At 65.7% G+C, this 18547-nt stretch carries 15 protein-coding genes; 11 read left to right on the forward strand and 4 right to left on the reverse strand.

Translation table 11 applies throughout. The annotated features are described in order from the left end of the window. Positions 1 to 168: 168 nt before the first annotated feature. A complete protein-coding gene (locus tag BM315_RS04375; protein ID WP_090498205.1) occupies positions 169 to 2358 on the reverse strand; it encodes a malate synthase G in 2190 nt (729 codons plus the stop codon). A gap of 340 nt (positions 2359 to 2698) precedes the next feature. On the opposite strand from BM315_RS04375, the gene BM315_RS04380 reads away from it, so the two are divergent. Next, positions 2699 to 3157 (forward strand): GNAT family N-acetyltransferase, encoded by a 459-nt coding sequence (locus BM315_RS04380; RefSeq protein ID WP_090498207.1) that lies wholly within the window; start codon positions 2699 to 2701, stop codon positions 3155 to 3157. A 68-nt stretch (positions 3158 to 3225) separates the two neighbouring features. Then, positions 3226 to 3744: a glycine cleavage system transcriptional repressor gene (locus tag BM315_RS04385; protein ID WP_090498209.1), complete on the forward strand. Its 519-nt coding sequence runs from the start codon at positions 3226 to 3228 to the stop codon at positions 3742 to 3744. Between the two features lie 243 nt (positions 3745 to 3987). On the opposite strand, the gene rarD is transcribed toward BM315_RS04385, so the two are convergent. From rarD to BM315_RS04400, 3 genes are all read right to left on the reverse strand, one after another. Continuing rightward, a complete protein-coding gene (gene rarD, locus BM315_RS04390) occupies positions 3988 to 4881 on the reverse strand; it encodes an EamA family transporter RarD (RefSeq protein ID WP_090498211.1) in 894 nt (297 codons plus the stop codon). Positions 4882 to 5126: 245 nt separating this feature from the next. After that, the gene (locus BM315_RS04395) at positions 5127 to 6101 is read right to left on the reverse strand and encodes a serine/threonine protein kinase (RefSeq protein ID WP_090498213.1); all 975 of its coding nucleotides are present in this window, start codon (positions 6099 to 6101) and stop codon (positions 5127 to 5129) included. Between the two features lie 226 nt (positions 6102 to 6327). After that, positions 6328 to 7062 carry a ComFC family protein gene (locus BM315_RS04400; RefSeq protein ID WP_090498215.1) on the reverse strand — a complete coding sequence of 245 codons (735 nt, stop codon included), beginning with the start codon at positions 7060 to 7062 and terminating at the stop codon, positions 6328 to 6330. A gap of 79 nt (positions 7063 to 7141) precedes the next feature. On the opposite strand from BM315_RS04400, the gene bioB reads away from it, so the two are divergent. The 9 genes from bioB to BM315_RS04445 all read left to right on the forward strand — a co-directional run bounded on the left by bioB (position 7142) and on the right by BM315_RS04445 (position 18508). Beyond that, a complete protein-coding gene (bioB, locus tag BM315_RS04405) occupies positions 7142 to 8197 on the forward strand; it encodes a biotin synthase BioB (protein ID WP_090498217.1) in 1056 nt (351 codons plus the stop codon). Between the two features lie 111 nt (positions 8198 to 8308). After that, positions 8309 to 9481 (forward strand): 8-amino-7-oxononanoate synthase, encoded by a 1173-nt coding sequence (bioF, locus tag BM315_RS04410; RefSeq protein WP_090498219.1) that lies wholly within the window; start codon positions 8309 to 8311, stop codon positions 9479 to 9481. Beyond that, positions 9474 to 10205 (forward strand): alpha/beta fold hydrolase, encoded by a 732-nt coding sequence (locus tag BM315_RS04415; protein WP_090498220.1) that lies wholly within the window; start codon positions 9474 to 9476, stop codon positions 10203 to 10205. Before bioF ends, BM315_RS04415 begins: the two co-directional genes overlap by 8 nt. 96 nt (positions 10206 to 10301) lie before the next feature. Beyond that, a complete protein-coding gene (bioC, locus tag BM315_RS04420; RefSeq protein WP_090498222.1) occupies positions 10302 to 11105 on the forward strand; it encodes a malonyl-ACP O-methyltransferase BioC in 804 nt (267 codons plus the stop codon). 1 nt (position 11106) lies between these two features. Further along, on the forward strand, positions 11107 to 11796 hold the full coding sequence (gene bioD / locus BM315_RS04425) for a dethiobiotin synthase (protein ID WP_090498224.1): 690 nt from the start codon (positions 11107 to 11109) through the stop codon (positions 11794 to 11796). A 96-nt stretch (positions 11797 to 11892) separates the two neighbouring features. Then, the gene (locus BM315_RS04430; protein ID WP_090498355.1) at positions 11893 to 12192 is read left to right on the forward strand and encodes a hypothetical protein; all 300 of its coding nucleotides are present in this window, start codon (positions 11893 to 11895) and stop codon (positions 12190 to 12192) included. Between the two features lie 435 nt (positions 12193 to 12627). Further along, complete coding sequence (locus BM315_RS04435) at positions 12628 to 14433, forward strand: phenylacyl-CoA dehydrogenase (protein WP_090498225.1); 1806 nt, start codon at positions 12628 to 12630, stop codon at positions 14431 to 14433. A 329-nt stretch (positions 14434 to 14762) separates the two neighbouring features. Continuing rightward, the gene (locus BM315_RS04440) at positions 14763 to 16559 is read left to right on the forward strand and encodes an acyl-CoA dehydrogenase C-terminal domain-containing protein (protein WP_090498227.1); all 1797 of its coding nucleotides are present in this window, start codon (positions 14763 to 14765) and stop codon (positions 16557 to 16559) included. Between the two features lie 170 nt (positions 16560 to 16729). After that, a complete protein-coding gene (locus BM315_RS04445) occupies positions 16730 to 18508 on the forward strand; it encodes an acyl-CoA dehydrogenase C-terminal domain-containing protein (RefSeq protein ID WP_090498228.1) in 1779 nt (592 codons plus the stop codon). Positions 18509 to 18547: the final 39 nt, after the last annotated feature.

Raw genomic sequence — 18547 nt, forward strand, 5'->3', positions numbered from 1 at the left:
AGAGGTGCCACTATAGGTCGTCTGGGGCTGATACGGCAATGTGGGGATTTGCCGCATGGGGCCGGACGCCGCTCCCACAAAAACCTTATCTCTCATGCAGCAGATAACGGCTACATGGCACATAAAAAAACCGCCCAGAAGGGCGGTTTCTCGGTGTTGCGGCGGCGATTACAGGCCGTTTTTCGCCTTGCTCTTTTCCTTGAATTCGCGGCGGCGGCGGTGCAGCACCGGCTCGGTATAGCCGTTGGGCTGCTTGCTGCCTTCGATCACCAGTTCCAGGGCGGCCTGGAAGGCGATGTTGCTGTCGAAGTCCGGCGCCAGCGGGCGGTACAGCGGGTCGCCGGCGTTCTGCCGATCGACCACCGGGGCCATGCGCTTGAGGCTCTCGATCACCTGCTCCTGGGTAACCACGCCATGGCGCAGCCAGTTGGCCATGTGCTGGCTGGAGATGCGCAGGGTGGCACGGTCTTCCATCAGGCCGATGTCGTTGATGTCCGGCACCTTGGAGCAGCCGACGCCCTGGTCGATCCAGCGCACCACGTAGCCGAGGATGCCCTGCGAGTTGTTGTCCAGTTCGTTCTGGATTTCCTCGGACGTCCAGTTGGTTTCGGCGGCCAGGGGGATGCTCAGGATGTCGTCCAGCGACGCCGGCGCACGCTGGGCCAGTTCGGCCTGGCGGGCGAACACGTCGACCTGGTGGTAGTGCAGCACGTGCAGCGCGGCGGCGGTCGGCGAAGGGACCCAGGCGGTGTTGGCGCCGGCCAGCGGGTGGGCGATCTTCTGCTCGAGCATCGCCGCCATCAGGTCGGGCATGGCCCACATGCCCTTGCCGATCTGTGCGCGGCCCTGCAGGCCGCAGGCCAGGCCGACGTCGACGTTGTTGTCTTCGTAGGCGGCGATCCACTTCTGGCTCTTCATGGCTGCCTTGCGCACCATGGCGCCGGCTTCCATCGAGGTGTGGATCTCGTCGCCGGTGCGGTCGAGGAAGCCGGTGTTGATGAACACCACGCGCTCGCTGGCGGCCTTGATGCAGGCCTTGAGGTTGACCGTGGTGCGCCGCTCTTCGTCCATGATGCCGACTTTCAGGGTGTTGCGCGGCAGGCCGAGGACGTCCTCGACGCGGCCGAACAGTTCGCTGGTGAAGGCGACTTCTTCCGGGCCGTGCATCTTCGGCTTGACGATGTAGATCGAGCCGGTGCGGGTGTTCTTGCGGCTGGTGTTGCCGTTCAGGTTGTGGATGGCGATCAGGCTGGTCAGCAGCCCGTCCATGATGCCTTCCGGTACCTCGAAGCCCTGGCTGTCGACGATGGCGTCGATGGTCATCAGGTGACCGACGTTGCGGATGAACAGCAGGCTGCGCCCGTGCAGGGTCAGCTCGCCGCCGTCGGTTTGGGTGTAGACCCGGTCCGGGTTCATGGTGCGGGTGAAGGTCTGGCCGCCCTTGGTCACGCTCTCGGCCAGGTCGCCTTTCATCAGGCCCAGCCAGTTGCGGTAGACCACCACCTTGTCGTCGGCATCGACCGCGGCGATCGAGTCTTCGCAGTCCATGATGGTGGTCAGCGCCGCTTCCATCAGCAGGTCCTTGACCCCGGCGGCATCGGTCTGGCCGACCGGGGTGCTGGCGTCGATCTGGATTTCGAAGTGCAGGCCGTTGTGCTTGAGCAGCACGGCGATCGGCGCCTGGGCGTCGCCCTGGAAACCGGCCAGCTGGCTGTCGTCGAGCAGGTCGCTGTTGCTGCCGCCCTTGAGGCTGACCAGCAGTTTGCCGGCTTCGATGCGGTAGCCGGTGGCGTCGACGTGGGAGCCGGCGGCCAGCGGTGCGGCCTGGTCGAGGAAGGCGCGGGCAAAGGCGATGACCTTGTCGCCGCGCACCTTGTTGTAGCCGCGGCCCTTCTCGGCGCCGCCTTCCTCGCTGATCGCGTCGGTGCCGTAGAGGGCATCGTACAGCGAGCCCCAGCGGGCATTGGAGGCGTTGAGGGCGAAGCGCGCGTTCATCACCGGCACTACCAGTTGCGGGCCGGCCAGGCGGGCGATTTCTTCGTCGACATTGGCGGTGCTAACCTGGAAGTCGGCCGGCTGCGGCAGCAGGTAACCGATTTCCTGCAGGAAGGCCTTGTAGGCGGCTGCATCATGAGCCTGACCGGAGCGGGCCTGGTGCCAGGCGTCGATCTGCGCCTGGATCTGGTCGCGCTTGGCCAGCAGGGCGCGGTTTTTCGGGGCCAGTTCGTTGATCACGGCCTCGACGCCGGTCCAGAACTTGTCGGCGGCGATGCCGGTACCGGGGATGGCTTCGTTGTTCACGAAGTCGAACAGCACTTTGGCGACCTGCAGGCCACCCACTTGAACGCGTTCAGTCATCACTTGCCTCACTCTGCTCAGCTCTTCAGCTCTACTCGATAGCCGCTTCGGACCGGGGGAAAAGTCTTGTAGTCCAAGGCGCGGCATACTACATCAAGATTCTTGGAAAATCAGTGGGTGCGCGTCGCCGTACGACCAAGAGACGCTTTGCAGTCACGTGGATGGTGTTTTGTTCTCAATATTGGTGATTATTGTTCCATAAAATAATTAAACAGGTACACATAAATTGCGCCGGTTGCGCGGCGGCTGTTGCCCAGGCTGCCTATACTGCGATCACAGCAGGGGTCGCCAAGCGCCAATGGCGGCGCTGCGCAATCCGAGTGAGCGGAGGAAGTGATCGATGCGCATACACGCGGCCGGCCCGGCCGATCTCGACGACCTGACCCGGTTATTTGCCGGCTATCTGCAGTTCTACAGGGAGGAAAAGCCGCTGGCGGCGATCCGGGTTTTTCTGGCGCAGCGCCTGAGTAGCGGCGATTCGGTGCTATTCCTGGCGCGTGACGCGCAGGGGGCGGCGCTGGGCTTCGTCCAGCTCTACCCGTTCCAGGCTTCGCTGGCGCTGCAGCCGGCCTGGCTGTTGAGCGACCTCTATGTGCTCGCGGCCGCCAGGCGCCAGGGGGTTGGCGAAGCTCTGATGAACAGCGCCCGCGCCCATGCCGAAAGCACTGGCGCCTGCGGTTTGCAGTTGCAGACGGCGAAGAGCAATCTGGCCGGGCAGGCGTTGTACGAGCGGCTCGGCTATGTGCGCGACGAGCTGTTCCACACCTACTGGCTGGCATTGCCACCAGACGGCGACTGAACGCGCAGCCGCTGCCGCGCGCGTGGATTTCCATTACCTGACTGTTGAACAACAACGAGAGGCTTGCCATGGACCATCTGGTACTAACCGTCATCGCCAAGGATCAGCCCGGGCTGGTCGAACGTCTCGCCCAATGCGTGGCCGACCACGGCGGCAACTGGCTGGAAAGTCGCATGTCGCGCATGGCCGGCCAGTTCGCCGGGATTCTGCGCGTCGCGGTGCCGGCCAAGGCCCATGCCGAACTGGTCGAGGCGCTGCAGGGGCTGAGCGCCGAGGGCATTCGCGTGCTCTTGGAGCAAGGCGGGGCCGAACCCTCCGGCAACTGGAAAGCGATTCATCTCGACCTGGTCGGCAATGACCGCCCGGGCATCATCCGCGACATCACCCGTCTGCTCGCCGAACACGGGGTCAACCTGGAAAGCCTGATCACCGAAGTGGCACCGGCACCGATGAGCAGTGAGTTGCTGTTCCACGCCGAAGCGCAGTTGGCGGTGCCCCTGGAGTTGTCCCTGGATGTGTTGCAGGCCAAGCTGGAAACCCTCGCCGACGACCTGATGGTGGAGCTCAACCTGCGCACCGATGCGTAGTTGTGCACATATCCACGGCTGGCGTGGGTATCGCTGTGGATAAGCTGGGGAGTTCCGGCTCCCCTGCTAGTGCCCCGCAGCTTTCCGGGTTCTGGTTAAAAAAGCAGCTGTTTCAATAACTTGTGCACAGAGGCCGGGGATGCTTCTGTGGATAAGGTCGGGATGGATGGCTGCATGCCAAGGTTGACGCGGTATGCAGCTGGCTGTGCGTTTTTTGTACAGCGTGGCGCCGCTCCGGCGTGATCAGCCTTGACCGCGCTTGCGCAGGGTCAGCCAGGCATCGACGCTGTAGAGCGCCAGACCGGCCCAGATGCAGATAAAGGCCAGCAGCTTGCTCGACTCGAAACGCTCGCCGAATACAGCGACCGCCAGAAGCAGCACCAGGGTCGGGGCGATGTATTGCAGAAAGCCCAGGGTGGTGTAGGGCAGGTGGCGCGCGGCGGCGTTGAAGCACACCAGCGGGATCAGGGTGATGGGTCCGGCCGCCATCAGCCAGAGCGCCTCGGGCGTGCTCCAGAACTCGGTCTGGCTGCTCATCGCGGCCGGGTGCCAGAGCAGCCAGCCGATCGCCAATGGCAACAGCAGCCAGGTTTCCACTACCAGGCCGGGCAGCGCGGCAACCGGCGCCTGTTTGCGGATCAGGCCGTAGAAGCCGAAGGTCAGCGCCAGCACCAGCGACACCCAGGGCAGGCTGCCGACCTGCCACACCTGCTGCGCGACGCCCACGGCGGCCAGGCCGACCGCCAGCCATTGCAGGCGGCGCAGGCGTTCGCCGAGCAGCAGCAGGCCGAGCAGCACATTGACCAGCGGGTTGATGTAGTAGCCGAGTGCGGCTTCGAGCATGCGCTCGTTGTTCACCGCCCAGACATACACCAGCCAGTTGCTGGCGATCAGCAGACCGCAGAGCGCCAGTACGGCCAGGCGCTTGGGATTGTCGCGCAGCTCGCGCAGCCAGCCCGGGTGTTTCCACACCAGCAGCAGCGCGGCGCCGAAGACGGCCGACCAGAGGGCACGGTGGACGATGATTTCCAGCGCGGGGACCGTCTGAATGGCTTTGAAATACAGCGGGAACAGGCCCCAGATGATATAGGCGGTCAGGCCCAGAATGTACCCGCGACGCGGGTTGGCGGTGGCCATGGAGAGTCCTTGTTTGGGCGGGTAACGAAGGCCGTGGATTCTAGTCGCGACGTTCGACACTTGTCTGCATGCTCAGGTTTTTCCTGCCAGGAGAAAAGCGGATTTGCGTAAGAAAGGCTTTACAGCGCGCCGACGTCTCAGGGTTTACCTGTGATGGTAGGCGTCCAGGTCGACGTAGCCCGGATGCAATCCGGGGGATTAGGGTTCCCGGATTGCATCCGGGCTACGGGGCATCGCCAATCGCGTCAGAACAGCCTGAGCGGCTCCTCGTCCAGCGCCGCCAATTGTTCGCGCAGCATCAATACCTGCTCGCCCCAATAACGTTCACTGCCGAACCAGGGGAAACTGTGGGGGAACGCCGGGTCGTCCCAGCGCCGCGCCAGCCAGGCGCTGTAGTGCATCAGGCGCAGGGAGCGCAGGCCTTCGATCAGCGGCAGTTCGCGCGGGTTGAAGTCGTGGAACTCCTGGTAGCCGTCGATCAGTTCGGACAGCTGGCTGAGGCGTTCATGGCGCTCGCCTGCCAGCATCATCCACAGGTCCTGCACCGCCGGGCCCATGCGGCAGTCGTCGAGGTCGACCATGTGGAAGCTGTCGTCGCGGCACAGCAGGTTGCCGGGGTGGCAATCGCCATGCAGACGGATCGCCTGCACCGGGTTGTCGGCGAACAGGGTATCGAGGCGTTTGAGCAGGTCACGGGCCACCGATTCGTAGGCCGGCAGCAGGCTGCGCGGGATGAAGTCGCCCTCGAGCAGGGTGGCCAGCGAGGCGTGGCCGAAGTTCTCCACCTGCAAGGCTTCGCGGTGGGCGAAGGGGCGCAGCGAGCCGACCGCATGCAGACGGCCGAGCAACTGGCCGAGGCGATAGAGGTGCTCCAGGTTGCCTGGCTCCGGTGCGCGACCGCCGCGCCGCGGGAACAGGGTGAAGCGGAACCCGGCGTGCTCGAACAGGGTTTCGCCATCGCGCAGCAGCGGCGCCACCACCGGCACCTCGCACTCGGCCAGCTCGAAGGTGAAGCTGTGTTCCTCGCGAATCGCCGCGTCGCTCCAGCGCTGCGGCCGGTAGAACTTGGCGATCAGCGGGGTTTCACCCTCGATACCCACCTGGTAGACGCGGTTCTCGTAGCTGTTGAGCGCCAATATGCGGGCATCGCTGAGGTAGCCAATGCTCTCTACGGCATCCAGTACCAGGTCGGGGGTGAGTGCGGCAAATGGGTGGGACATGATCGGCTCCGGTCTCTGGGCCGAAGAGTGTAGCGCTTATGCATGGCCGGGCGGGGCCCGGCAAGCTGCGGTCGACGTGATTGCGCCGGCTCTTGGCGCCAGGATGCGCCGTGCACACCGGCTGCCGCACCATGGCATGGGGCTTGGTGCGCGCGGCGCAGCCTACGCGGCGATCAGCCTAGCTCCGTAGCCCGGATGCAATCCGGGGGGAGTGCCCGAGTCTGCATCAGTCCCCAGGTTTTGGCGTGCGCGCCAGGCAATAGATGTCGACCCGCGCCGCGCCGGCCTTTTTCAGCAGGCGCGCCAGACTCTCGGCGGTGGCGCCGGTGGTCAGCACGTCGTCGACCAGGGCCAGGTGCAGGCCACCGACCCGGCTCGTGGGCGCCAGGGCAAAGGCCCGGCGCAGGTTGCGCTTGCGGGTGGCGGCGTCCAGTTGCTGCTGCGCCGGGGTATCGATAATCCGTTGCAGCCAGTGTTGCTGCAATGGCAGCTGCAGCTGTTCACTCAGCCACTGGGCGAGCAGCGCCGCCTGGTTGAAACCGCGCTGGCGTTGCCGGCGTTCGGCCAGCGGCACCGGCAGCAGCAGGTCGGGCCTGGCCAGGCCTTCGTCGAAGGCATGCAGCAGGTGCTGTGACAACAACCCGCCGAGCAGACGTCCCAATGGCCACTTGGCCTGGTGCTTGAAACGGGTGATCAAACTATCGACCGGGAAGGCGTAGCGCCAGGGTGCCTCGACCCGATCGAAACTGGGTGGGCGTTGCAGACAAGCGCCGCAGGTCAGGCCGGCGTGCGGTAGTGGCAGGGCGCAAACCTGGCAGCGGGCGCCGAGCCAGGGCAGCTCGCTTTCGCAACTGATGCAGAGGCTGTGTGGGGTGTCGGCAGCTTCGTCGCAGAGTGCGCAATGCTGTTTGTTTTTTAACCAGTTGTAAACCTTGGGTTGGTCATCTGGTTGACAGCGCATAAAGCTTCCTTAAATATGCCGGACATCCGTGTCGTGCTGGCTGACTTTAGCAGCCGCTACAACTAACAAGGAATCACCGATGAGCGCCACCACCGCTGCCCACCTGCGTCACGATTGGACCCTCGCCGAGGTCAAGGCGCTCTTCGAACAACCCTTCAACGACCTGTTGTTCCAGGCGCAGACCGTGCACCGCGCGCATTTCGACCAGAACCGCGTGCAGGTCTCGACCCTGCTGTCGATCAAGACCGGCGCCTGCCCGGAAGACTGCAAGTACTGCCCGCAGTCCGGCCACTACAACACCGGCCTGGAAAAGGAAAAACTGCTGGAGGTGCAGAAGGTGCTGGAAGCCGCCGCCGAGGCCAAGGCCATCGGCTCCACCCGCTTCTGCATGGGCGCGGCCTGGAAGCACCCGTCGGCCAAGGACATGCCCTACGTGCTGCAGATGGTCAAGGGCGTGCGCGCCATGGGCCTGGAAACCTGCATGACCCTGGGCAAGCTGGACCAGGAGCAGACCGCGGCCCTGGCCGAGGCCGGCCTCGATTACTACAACCACAACCTGGACACCTCGCCGGAGTTCTACGGCAACATCATCACCACCCGCACCTACAACGAGCGCCTGCAGACCCTGGCCTACGTGCGCGATGCGGGGATGAAGATCTGCTCCGGCGGCATCCTCGGTATGGGCGAGTCGCTGGACGACCGCGCCGGCCTGCTGATCCAGCTGGCCAACCTGCCGGAGCACCCGGAGTCGGTGCCGATCAACATGCTGGTCAAGGTGCAGGGCACGCCGCTGGCCGACGAGCAGGACGTCGATCCCTTCGACTTCATCCGCATGCTCGCCGTGGCGCGGATCATGATGCCGCAGTCGCATGTGCGCCTGTCCGCCGGGCGCGAGGCGATGAACGAGCAGATGCAGGCCCTGGCCTTCTTCGCCGGCGCCAACTCGATCTTCTACGGCGAGAAGCTGCTGACCACCGCCAACCCCCAGGCCGGCAAGGACATGCAGCTGTTCGCCCGTCTCGGCATCCAGCCGGAAGCACGCGAAGAGCACGCCGACGAGGTGCATCAGGCGGCCATCGAGCAGGCGCTGGCCGAGCAGCGCGACTCCAAGCTGTTCTATAACGCCGCAGTTTGATTTTTCCGAGTAGGAGCGGGGGGGGGGACGCCTAGTCCCATGCCCGCGAAGGCTGCGAGCATTTCGCGGGCATGGCCCGCTCCTACTTCCATGCTCCTTGCCGAGGCTTGCATGCCCTTCGACCTTGCCGCCCGCCTCACCGAACGCCGTGCCGCCAGCCTCTATCGCCAACGCCCGCTGCTGGAAAGCCCGCAAGGCCCGCTGGTGCGGGTCGACGGTCGCGAGCTGCTGGCCTTCTGCTCCAACGACTACCTGGGCCTGGCCAATCACCCGCAGGTGATCGAGGCCTGGCGCGCCGGTGCGGTGTGCTGGGGCGTCGGCGGCGGCGCCTCGCACCTGGTGATCGGTCACAGCACCCCACACCACGAGCTGGAAGAGGCCCTCGCCGAATTCACCGGGCGACCGCGGGCGCTGCTGTTTTCCACCGGCTACATGGCCAACCTCGGCGCGGTCACCGCGCTGCTGGAGCAGGGCGATACGGTACTGGAAGACCGCCTCAATCACGCCTCGCTGCTGGATGCCGGCCTGCTGTCCGGGGCGCGCTTCTCGCGCTATCTGCACAACGACGCGGCCAGCCTGAGCACGCGTCTGGACAAGGCCACGGGCAATACCCTGGTGGTCAGCGACGGGGTGTTCAGCATGGACGGCGATCTGGCCGACCTGCCGGCGCTGTGTGCGGCGGCCAAGACCAAAGGCGCCTGGGTGATGGTCGACGACGCCCACGGCTTCGGCCCTTTGGGCGCCACGGGCGGCGGCATAGTCGAGCACTTCGGCCTGGGCCAGGATGACGTGCAGGTGCTGGTCGGCACCCTGGGCAAGGCCTTCGGCACGGCCGGCGCCTTCGTCGCCGGCAGCGAGGAGCTGATCGAAACCCTGGTGCAGTTCGCCCGCCCCTATATCTACACCACCAGCCAGCCGCCGGCCCTGGCCTGCGCCACCCTGAAGAGCCTGGAGCTGCTGCGCAGCGAGCACTGGCGGCGTGAGCACTTGAACGCCTTGATCAAACGCTTCCGTGAGGGTGCCCGGGCTATGGGTCTGGAGTTGATGGACAGCGCCACGCCGATCCAGCCGATCCTGATCGGCGACAGCGCCCGGGCCATGCGCTTGTCGCAGCTGTTGCGCGAGCGCGGTTTGCTGGTCACCGCGATTCGTCCGCCCACGGTGCCGGCCGGCAGTGCACGCCTGCGCGTCACCCTGTCGGCGGCGCACAGCAGTGCCCAGCTCGAACTGCTGCTGGAGGCCTTGGCCGAGTGCTGGACGCTACTGGAGCATGGCGATGCGTGATCGCCTGATCCTGCTGCCCGGCTGGGGCCTTGGCATTGCCCCACTGGAGCCGCTGGCCGAGGCCCTGCGCGGTCTCGATTCGCGCCTGCGGGTCGAGATCGAGCCCTTGCCGTTGCTCGATTCCAGCGCCCCCGCCGACTGGCTGGACGAGCTCGATGCCAACCTGCCCCAGGACGCCTGGCTCGGTGGCTGGTCGCTCGGCGGCATGCTCGCCAGTGAGCTGGCGGCGCGGCGTGGCGAGCGCTGTGCCGGCCTGCTGTGCCTGGCCAGCAATCTGCGCTTCGTCGCCGAGCCGACCTGGCCCAGCGCGATGGCGGCCGAGACCTTCGGCGTGTTTCGTCAGGGTTGCGCGGCGGATGCACGCGCCACCCTGAAGCGCTTTGCCCTGCTCTGCGCCCAGGGCGCGGCGGACCCACGCGGCTTGTCGCGGCTGCTGCTGGGCGCGGCGCCGCAGGCGGGTGCCGAGAGTCTGCTGGCCGGGCTGGATGTGCTGGCGGCGCTGGATACCCGCGCCGCCGTGCAGGACTTCGTCGGCCCACAGCTGCACCTGTTCGCTGGTGGCGACGGCCTGGTGCCGGCAGCAGCGGCGCCCGCGCTGCTGGCGCTGCTGCCGGATGTCGAGGTCGGCCTGGTCGACAACGCCAGCCACGCCTTCGCGCTGGAGCGACCCCACGAGATCGCCGCGGCGATCCAGGCCTTTCTGCATGAGGTCGGTGATGACTGATGCCCGTAGGGTGCGCTGTGCGCACCAATCGCATGCCCCCCAGCATTCGCGTGTGGCCCATGGTGCACACGGCGCACCCTACGTCGGGGGCAGCCGATGAGCGAGCCGTTCCAGACCGGCGGCCTGCCGGACAAGCGCCAGGTGGCGGCGTCCTTTTCCCGCGCGGCCGACAGCTACGACAGCGTCGCGGCCCTGCAGCGCAAGGTAGGCGGGGAGTTGCTGGCGCGCTTGCCGGCCAGTCTGAGCCCGCAACGCTGGCTCGACCTGGGGTGTGGCACCGGCTACTTCAGTCGTGCTCTGGGCGAGCGCTACGGCGCCGCCGAGGGAGTGGCCCTGGATATTGCCGAGGGCATGCTGCGCCACGCCCGGCCATTGGGTGGCGCGCAGCAGTTTGTCGCTGGCGATGCCGAACGCCTGCCGCTGCGCGACACGTCCTGCGACCTGCTGTTTTCCAGCCTGGCGCTGCAATGGTGCGCGGACTTTGCCGCGGTGCTCGGCGAAGCGCGGCGCGTATTGCGCCCCGGTGGTGTGCTGGCCTTCAGCAGCCTGTGCGTCGGCACCCTGCAGGAGTTGCGCGACAGCTGGCAGGCGGTGGACGGTTTCGTCCACGTCAACCGCTTCCGCCGTTTCGGCGATTACCAGCAGCTCTGCGCGGACAGCGGCCTGCAGCTGCTCAGTCTGGAAAATCAGGCCGAGGTGCTGCACTACCCCGATCTGCGCAGCCTGACCCATGAGCTCAAGGCGTTGGGCGCGCACAACCTCAACCCCGGTCGCCCGGGCGGCCTGACCGGGCGCGCACGGATGCTGGCGCTGCTCGCCGCCTACGAGCGGTTCCGCCAGGCGCCAGGACTGCCGGCGAGCTATCGGGTGGTCTACGGCATTTTGCGCAAAGAGAATTGAGATGACTGCAGCCTTCTTCGTCACCGGCACCGACACCGAAGTCGGCAAGACCACCATTGCCGCCGGCTTGCTGCATGCCGCACGCATGGCCGGGTTGTCGACCGCCGCCGCCAAGCCGGTAGCCTCCGGTTGCAGCAGGACGCCCGCCGGCCTGCGCAACGACGACGCCCTGGCCCTGCTTGGCGAATGCAGCCTGGCGCTGCGCTACGAGGAGGTCAATCCACTGGCTTTCGCCCCGGCCATCGCCCCGCATCTGGCCGCGCGCGAGGCCGGCGTGCTGCTGGATCTGCAGGCGCTGCGCGGACCGGTGCAGGCGATTCTGGACCAGGGCGCGGAGTTCACCCTGGTCGAAGGCGCTGGCGGCTGGCGCGTGCCGCTGGCCGGTCAGGCCGCACTGTCGGATCTGCCGATCAGCCTGGGTCTGCCGGTGATTCTGGTGGTCGGGGTGCGCCTGGGTTGCATCAATCACGCCGTGCTGACCGCCGAGGCGATTGCCCGCGACGGCCTGACCCTGGCCGGCTGGGTGGCCAACGTGATCGACCCCAAGACGTCGCGCCTGGAGGAGAACCTGGCGACCCTCGCCGAGCGCTTGCCGGCGCCTTGCCTGGGGCGAGTGCCGCGCCTGGCCAAGGCGACGCCGGCGGCGGTGGCGGAGCGTCTCGATCTGGCGTTGCTGGGGTTGGCGCTATAAGCAGGCCTTCTGCCATAGCTATTTGCCAGTACGTTGCGGGCGGAATATCTGCTTCAATGCAGGGCATCGATGGAGTTCACCTGCGGGAGCTGGTTTATGGAAATCTCCGCTAACGTCTTCAGTTCAGGCATCAGCAGCATTCAGGCGGGGCAGCGTCGGGTCGATCAGGCCGCTGCCGAGATCGCCGGAAATCCCGTTGCCGGGCCACCACAGGCGGCGCAGACCCCCGCGCCGAATCAAGTCGATCCGTCGTCCGGGGCGGCTGGGCAAGGTCGTGCGGACCTGAGCGAGAGCCTGGTGGCGTTGCGTGTCGGCCAGCACGAAGCGCAGGCCGGTGCGCGTGTGGTGCGTACCGCCGACGAAGTGCTGGGCACGTTGATCGACACCAAGGCCTGACCCGGTTGCGTCCGCCGCTTCTCCCGACCTGACCCGCGCTGCCCAGGCGCCTGCTACGCTTTCCCCCGTCCTCAGCGATGAGCAAGCCGCTTGCGCTCTACAAAAGCCCCGATCACGCTGCTCCGACCCATTCCCTCGAGAAATCTGCGATCCGTAGGCCGTAGCGGACTCCTCCACAGCCGCAAGCAGTGCATCGTCGAGTACCTGTCCGGCAGGTCTCGCCGCGCAGCGAGCGGAACTCCGCCCGGTATTTGCACAACCTCCGCTCGCCGGTCCCGCGGCGCTTGACAAGGGCGGGGCGTAAACGTATGTTTCAAACACTTGTTTGATTGCTCGGTAGCCAAGACGTCGCCAGGCAGTCGGGAGCGATCCCCCAAGCGACCGCCGAGTCGGTCACCCAAACACACTAAGAGTCCACCGCAGAGGTTAACCGCTATGCCTGACTACAAGGCCCCCTTGCGTGATATCCGTTTCGTTCGTGACGAGTTGCTCGGCTACGAAGCGCATTATCAGAGCCTGCCTGGCTGCCAAGACGCTACCCCGGACATGGTCGACGCCATCCTCGAAGAGGGCGCCAAGTTCTGTGAGCAGGTCCTGGCGCCGTTGAACCCTGTGGGTGACACCGAAGGTTGCACCTGGAGCGAGTCCGGGGTTAAGACCCCGACCGGTTTCAAGGAAGCCTACAAGCAGTTCGTCGAGGGTGGCTGGCCGAGCCTGGCCCATGACGTCGACCACGGTGGCCAAGGCCTGCCGGAGTCGCTGGGGCTGGTGGTCAGCGAAATGGTCGGTACCGCCAACTGGTCCTGGGGCATGTACCCCGGCCTGTCCCATGGCGCGATGAACACCATCGCCGAGCACGGCACCGACGAGCAGAAGCATGCCTACCTGACCAAGCTGGTTTCCGGCGAGTGGACCGGCACCATGTGCCTGACCGAGCCGCATTGCGGCACCGACCTGGGCATGCTGCGGACCAAGGCCGAACCCCAGGCCGATGGCAGCTACAAGGTTTCCGGCACCAAGATCTTCATCTCCGCCGGCGAACACGACATGGCCGACAACATCGTCCATATCGTCCTGGCCCGCCTGCCCGACGCGCCGCAGGGCACCAAGGGCATCTCGCTGTTCATCGTGCCCAAGTTCCTGCCGAACGCCGAGGGCGCAGTCGGCGAGCGCAACGCCGTGTCCTGTGGCTCGATCGAGCACAAGATGGGCATCCACGGTAACGCCACCTGCGTGATGAACTTCGACGGCGCCACCGGCTACCTGATCGGCCCGGCCAACAAAGGCCTGAACTGCATGTTCACCTTTATGAACACCGCTCGCCTGGGTACCGCGCTGCAGGGCCTGGCCCATGCCGAAATTGGTTTCCAGGGCGGCCTCAAGTATGCGCGCGAGCGTCTGCAGATGCGTTCCCTGACTGGCCCGAAAGCGCCGGACAAGGCCGCCGACCCGATCATCGTGCACCCCGACGTGCGGCGCATGCTGCTGACCATGAAGGCCTTCGCCGAAGGCAACCGCGCCATGGTCTACTTCACCGCCAAGCAGGTCGACATCGTCAAGTACAGCCAGGACGAAGCCGAGAAGAAGCAGGCCGACGCACTGCTGGCCTTCCTCACCCCGATCGCCAAGGCGTTCATGACCGAAGTCGGCTTCGAAGCGGCCAACCACGGCGTGCAGATCTACGGCGGCCACGGCTTTATCGCCGAGTGGGGCATGGAGCAGAACGTGCGCGACAGCCGCATTTCCATGCTGTACGAAGGCACCACCGGCATCCAGGCCCTCGACCTGCTCGGGCGCAAAGTGCTGCAGACCCAGGGCGAAGCGCTGAAGGGTTTCACCAAGATCGTGCACAAGTTCTGCCAGGCCAACGAAAGCAACGAGGCGGTCAAGGCCTTCGTCGAGCCCTTGGCCCAGTTGAACAAGGAGTGGGGTGAGTTGACCATGAAGGTCGGCATGGCGGCGATGAAGGACCGCGAAGAAGTCGGCGCGGCCTCGGTCGACTACCTGATGTACTCCGGCTACGTCTGCCTGGCCTACTTCTGGGCCGATATGGCGCGCCTGGCGGCCGAGAAGATCGCCGCCGGTACGGGCGACGAAGCCTTCTACAAGGCCAAGCTGCAGACCGCGCGCTTCTACTTCGCGCGCATCCTGCCGCGAACCCGCAGTCACGTGGCCGCCATGTTGTCCGGTGCCGGCAACCTGATGGACCTGCACGAAGACGACTTCGCCCTGGGCTACTAAGCCCTAGCGCGATCTCGCCAGGAAAAGCCGCTACTTTTCGGGGTCGCGGCTTTTTTCGTATGGGGGGAAGGTTCGCGTCACGGATCAACCAGCGGTTAGATCGCCTCTCGTGGGTTTGGCACACGCTGCCGATCTTTTTTATTGGCCGTCGATGGGTATCGTGCTCGATCGCGCGGAGGATGGCGCCGCTAACCCATCCGCCGACCGCGTACCGGCTGTTTATGGCGCTGCATTCAGCGGGCGTACGGTCGTTGTGGCGCAGCCCGCTCCGGCAGTAGCGTAAGGCGTATCGACCCGCGCCTTGCGCGCCTGCCTGACGGAGAACGACCATGCCCGAGTACAAGGCCCCCCTGCGCGATACGCGCTTCTTGATCGACGAAGTCTTCGACTTTCCCGCCAGCTACGCCGCGCTCGGTGCCGTCGATGCGACTCCGGACATGGTCGCTGCCATCCTCGAGGAAGGCGCCAAATTCTGCGAGCAGGTGCTGGCCCCGCTGAACCGCTCCGGCGACGAGGAAGAATGCCAGTTCGACAATGGCGTGGTGACCACGCCCAAGGGCTTCAAGGAAGCCTTCGCCCAATACGGCGAGGGTGGCTGGATGAGCCTGGCGGCCGACCCGGCCTACGGCGGCCAGGGGCTGCCGCATTCGCTCGGTCTGCTGGTCAGCGAGATGGTCGGCGCCAGCAACACCTCCTGGGGCATGTACCCGGGCCTGACCCACGGCGCGATGTCGGCGATCCATGCCCACGGCAGCGAAGAGCAGAAGCAGACCTACCTGGTCCGCATGACCGAAGGCCGCTGGACCGGCACCATGTGCCTGACCGAAGCCCATTGCGGCACCGACCTGGGCATCATCAAGACCCGTGCCGTGCCTCAGGCCGACGGCAGCTATGCGATCAGCGGCAGCAAGATTTTCATCTCCGCCGGCGAGCACGACATGAGCGAGAACATCGTTCATCTGGTGCTGGCCAAGCTGCCGGACGCACCGGCCGGTACCCGCGGCATCTCGCTGTTTATCGTGCCCAAGTTCCTTGCCGACGCAAGCGGTGAGGCGGGCGAGCGCAATGGCGTGTCCTGCGGCTCGATCGAACACAAGATGGGGATCAAGGCCTCGGCCACCTGCGTGATCAACTTCGATGGCGCCACCGGCTACCTGATCGGCGAGGTCAACAAGGGCCTCAACTGCATGTTCACCATGATGAACCACGCCCGCCTGGGCACCGGCATGCAGGGCCTGTGTCTCGGCGAGGCGAGCTTCCAGGGTGCTTTGAAATACGCCAATGAGCGCCTGCAGATGCGTGCCCTGACCGGGCCGAAGGCGCCGGACAAACCGGCCGATCCGATCATCGTGCACCCCGATGTGCGGCGCATGCTGCTGACCATGAAGGCGTTCAACGAGGGCAACCGCGCCCTGGCCTACTTCACCGCGCAGTTGCTCGACCAGGCCCACAGTGCCGACAGCGCCGAGCAGCGCGAGGAGGCGGAAGACCTGCTGGCCTTGCTCACCCCGATCTGCAAGGCGTTCATGACCGACACCGGCCTGGAGGTGACTAACCTGGGCATGCAGGTGTTCGGCGGCCATGGCTATATCCGCGAGTGGGGCATGGAGCAACTGGTCCGCGATTGCCGCATCGCGCCGATCTACGAAGGCACCAACGGCATCCAGGCCCTCGACCTGCTCGGGCGCAAGGTGCTCGGTAGCCAGGGCAAGCTGCTGCGCGGCTTCACCCGGATCGTCCACAAATTCTGCGAGGTCCAGGCCGAGCACCCACAGCTCAAGGGCTACGTGGCGCAGTTGGCGACGCTGAACCAGCAGTGGGGTGAGCTGACCCAGAAGATCGGCCTGGCGGCGATGAAGAACCCCGACGAGGTCGGCGCCGCGTCGGTGGATTACCTGATGTACTCCGGCTACGTTGCCCTGGCCTACTTCTGGTTGCGCATGGCCGTGGTCGCCCAACAGAAGCTCGACGCGGGTAGCGGCGATGCGGCCTTCTACCAGGCCAAGCTGGCGACCTGCGCCTTCTACTTCAAGCGTCTGCTGCCGCGCACTGCAGCGCACCTGGCGGCGGCCGAGGCCGGCAGCGAGTGCATGATGAGCCTGCCGGCCGAGCATTTCGGCCTCTGACCAGCGCTTGAGGTCAGGCAAAAGCCCGCCGGTTGGCGGGTTTTTGCTGCCTGGAATTTGCCAGGCAGGCTGTGACTATTTGGTCATAACACGACCCTATGTGTCCGAAATGTTGCTCGGTTAAACTCCCAGGCCTGCCTTAACCCTGTTACTTCGTTCGAGGATTTTCCATGGCTGACTACCAAGCTCCCCTGCGCGACATGCGCTTCGTGCTCAACGAGGTGTTCGAAGTGTCCAAGCTATGGGCCCAACTGCCGGCCCTGGCCGAAGTGGTGGACGAAGACACCGCCAGCGCCATTCTCGAGGAAGCCGGCAAGGTCACCGCGGGGATCATCGCCCCGCTCAACCGCAGCGGCGACGAGGAAGGCTGCAGCTGGCACGACGGCGCGGTGAAGACCCCGGCCGGCTTCCCCGAGGCCTACCAGACCTATGCCGAGGGCGGCTGGGTCGGTGTCGGTGGCGACCCGCAGTTCGGCGGCATGGGCATGCCCAAGGTGATCTCGGCCCAGGTCGAGGAGATGGTCAACGCGGCCAACCTGTCGTTCGGCCTCTACCCGATGCTGACCGCCGGCGCCTGTCTGTCGCTCAACGCCCATGCCAGCGAGGAGCTCAAGGAAAAATACCTGCCGAACATGTACGCCGGCACCTGGGCCGGTTCCATGTGCCTGACCGAGCCGCACGCCGGTACCGACCTCGGCATCATCCGCACCAAGGCCGAGCCCCAGGCCGACGGCAGCTACAAGATCAGCGGCACCAAGATATTCATCACCGGCGGCGAGCATGACCTGAGCGAGAACATCATCCACCTGGTGCTGGCCAAGCTGCCCGACGCGCCGGTCGGACCCAAAGGCATCTCGCTGTTCCTGGTACCGAAGTTCATGGTCGGCGCCGACGGCAGCCTCGGCGAGCACAACGCCCTGTCCTGCGGCTCGATCGAGCACAAGATGGGTATCAAGGCATCCAGCACCTGCGTGATGAACTTCGACGGCGCCACCGGCTGGATCGTCGATGCACCGAACAAGGGCCTGGCGGCGATGTTCACCATGATGAACTACGAGCGCCTGGGCGTCGGCATCCAGGGCCTGGCCACCGGCGAGCGCTCCTACCAGAGCGCCATCGACTACGCCCGCGAGCGCATCCAGAGCCGCGCGCCGACCGGCCTGCAGGCCAAGGACAAGGTCGCCGACCCGATCATCGTGCATCCCGACGTACGGCGCATGCTGCTGACCATGAAGGCGCTGAACGAGGGCGGCCGCGCCTTCTCCAGCTACGTCGCCATGCAACTGGATACCGCCAAGTTCAGCGAGGATGCCGCTACCCGCAAGCGCGCCGAAGAGCTGGTGGCACTGCTGACCCCGGTGGCCAAGGCCTTCCTCACCGACATGGGCCTGGAGACCACCATCCACGGCCAGCAGGTGTTCGGCGGCCACGGCTTCATCCGCGAGTGGGGCCAGGAGCAGCTGGTGCGCGACTGCCGCATCACCCAGATCTACGAAGGCACCAACGGCATCCAGGCCCTCGACCTGGTCGGGCGCAAGGTGATCGGCAGCGGCGGCGCCTTCTACCGGCACTTCGCCGAGGAGATCAAGGCCTTTACCGACTCGGCCGATAGCAGCCTGGCTGAGTTCGTCGAGCCGCTCAAGGCCGCCATCGCCAACCTGGAGCAGATGACCAGTGATCTGCTGGAGCGGGCCAAGGTCAACCCCAACGAGATCGGCGCGGCCTCGGTCGAGTACCTGCAGGTGTTCGGCTACACCGCCTACGCCTACATGTGGGCCTTGATGGCACGCACCGCACAGGCCAAGCAAGAGCAGGACGACTTCTACGCCAGCAAGCTCGGCACCGCGCGCTTCTACTTCGCCCGCATCCTGCCGCGCATCCACTCGCTGACCGCCTCGGTCAAGGCCGGCAGCGAATCGCTGTACCTGCTGGATGCGGCGCAGTTCTAAGCGGCCCCCGGCAATGCAAAAGCCCCGGTCATGTACCGG

It is taken from the genome of Pseudomonas borbori (assembly GCF_900115555.1).
GTDB classification, from domain to species: Bacteria; Pseudomonadota; Gammaproteobacteria; order Pseudomonadales; family Pseudomonadaceae; genus Aquipseudomonas; species Aquipseudomonas borbori.

Coding starts and splice junctions, on each gene's coding strand:
- BM315_RS04375 (WP_090498205.1), bottom strand. CDS start 2,358: ATGACTGAACGCGTTCAAGTGGGTGGCCTGCAGGTCGCCAAAGTGCTG.
- BM315_RS04380 (WP_090498207.1), top strand. CDS start 2,699: ATGCGCATACACGCGGCCGGCCCGGCCGATCTCGACGACCTGACCCGG.
- BM315_RS04385 (WP_090498209.1), top strand. CDS start 3,226: ATGGACCATCTGGTACTAACCGTCATCGCCAAGGATCAGCCCGGGCTG.
- rarD (WP_090498211.1), bottom strand. CDS start 4,881: ATGGCCACCGCCAACCCGCGTCGCGGGTACATTCTGGGCCTGACCGCC.
- BM315_RS04395 (WP_090498213.1), bottom strand. CDS start 6,101: ATGTCCCACCCATTTGCCGCACTCACCCCCGACCTGGTACTGGATGCC.
- BM315_RS04400 (WP_090498215.1), bottom strand. CDS start 7,062: ATGCGCTGTCAACCAGATGACCAACCCAAGGTTTACAACTGGTTAAAA.
- bioB (WP_090498217.1), top strand. CDS start 7,142: ATGAGCGCCACCACCGCTGCCCACCTGCGTCACGATTGGACCCTCGCC.
- bioF (WP_090498219.1), top strand. CDS start 8,309: ATGCCCTTCGACCTTGCCGCCCGCCTCACCGAACGCCGTGCCGCCAGC.
- BM315_RS04415 (WP_090498220.1), top strand. CDS start 9,474: ATGCGTGATCGCCTGATCCTGCTGCCCGGCTGGGGCCTTGGCATTGCC.
- bioC (WP_090498222.1), top strand. CDS start 10,302: ATGAGCGAGCCGTTCCAGACCGGCGGCCTGCCGGACAAGCGCCAGGTG.
- bioD (WP_090498224.1), top strand. CDS start 11,107: ATGACTGCAGCCTTCTTCGTCACCGGCACCGACACCGAAGTCGGCAAG.
- BM315_RS04430 (WP_090498355.1), top strand. CDS start 11,893: ATGGAAATCTCCGCTAACGTCTTCAGTTCAGGCATCAGCAGCATTCAG.
- BM315_RS04435 (WP_090498225.1), top strand. CDS start 12,628: ATGCCTGACTACAAGGCCCCCTTGCGTGATATCCGTTTCGTTCGTGAC.
- BM315_RS04440 (WP_090498227.1), top strand. CDS start 14,763: ATGCCCGAGTACAAGGCCCCCCTGCGCGATACGCGCTTCTTGATCGAC.
- BM315_RS04445 (WP_090498228.1), top strand. CDS start 16,730: ATGGCTGACTACCAAGCTCCCCTGCGCGACATGCGCTTCGTGCTCAAC.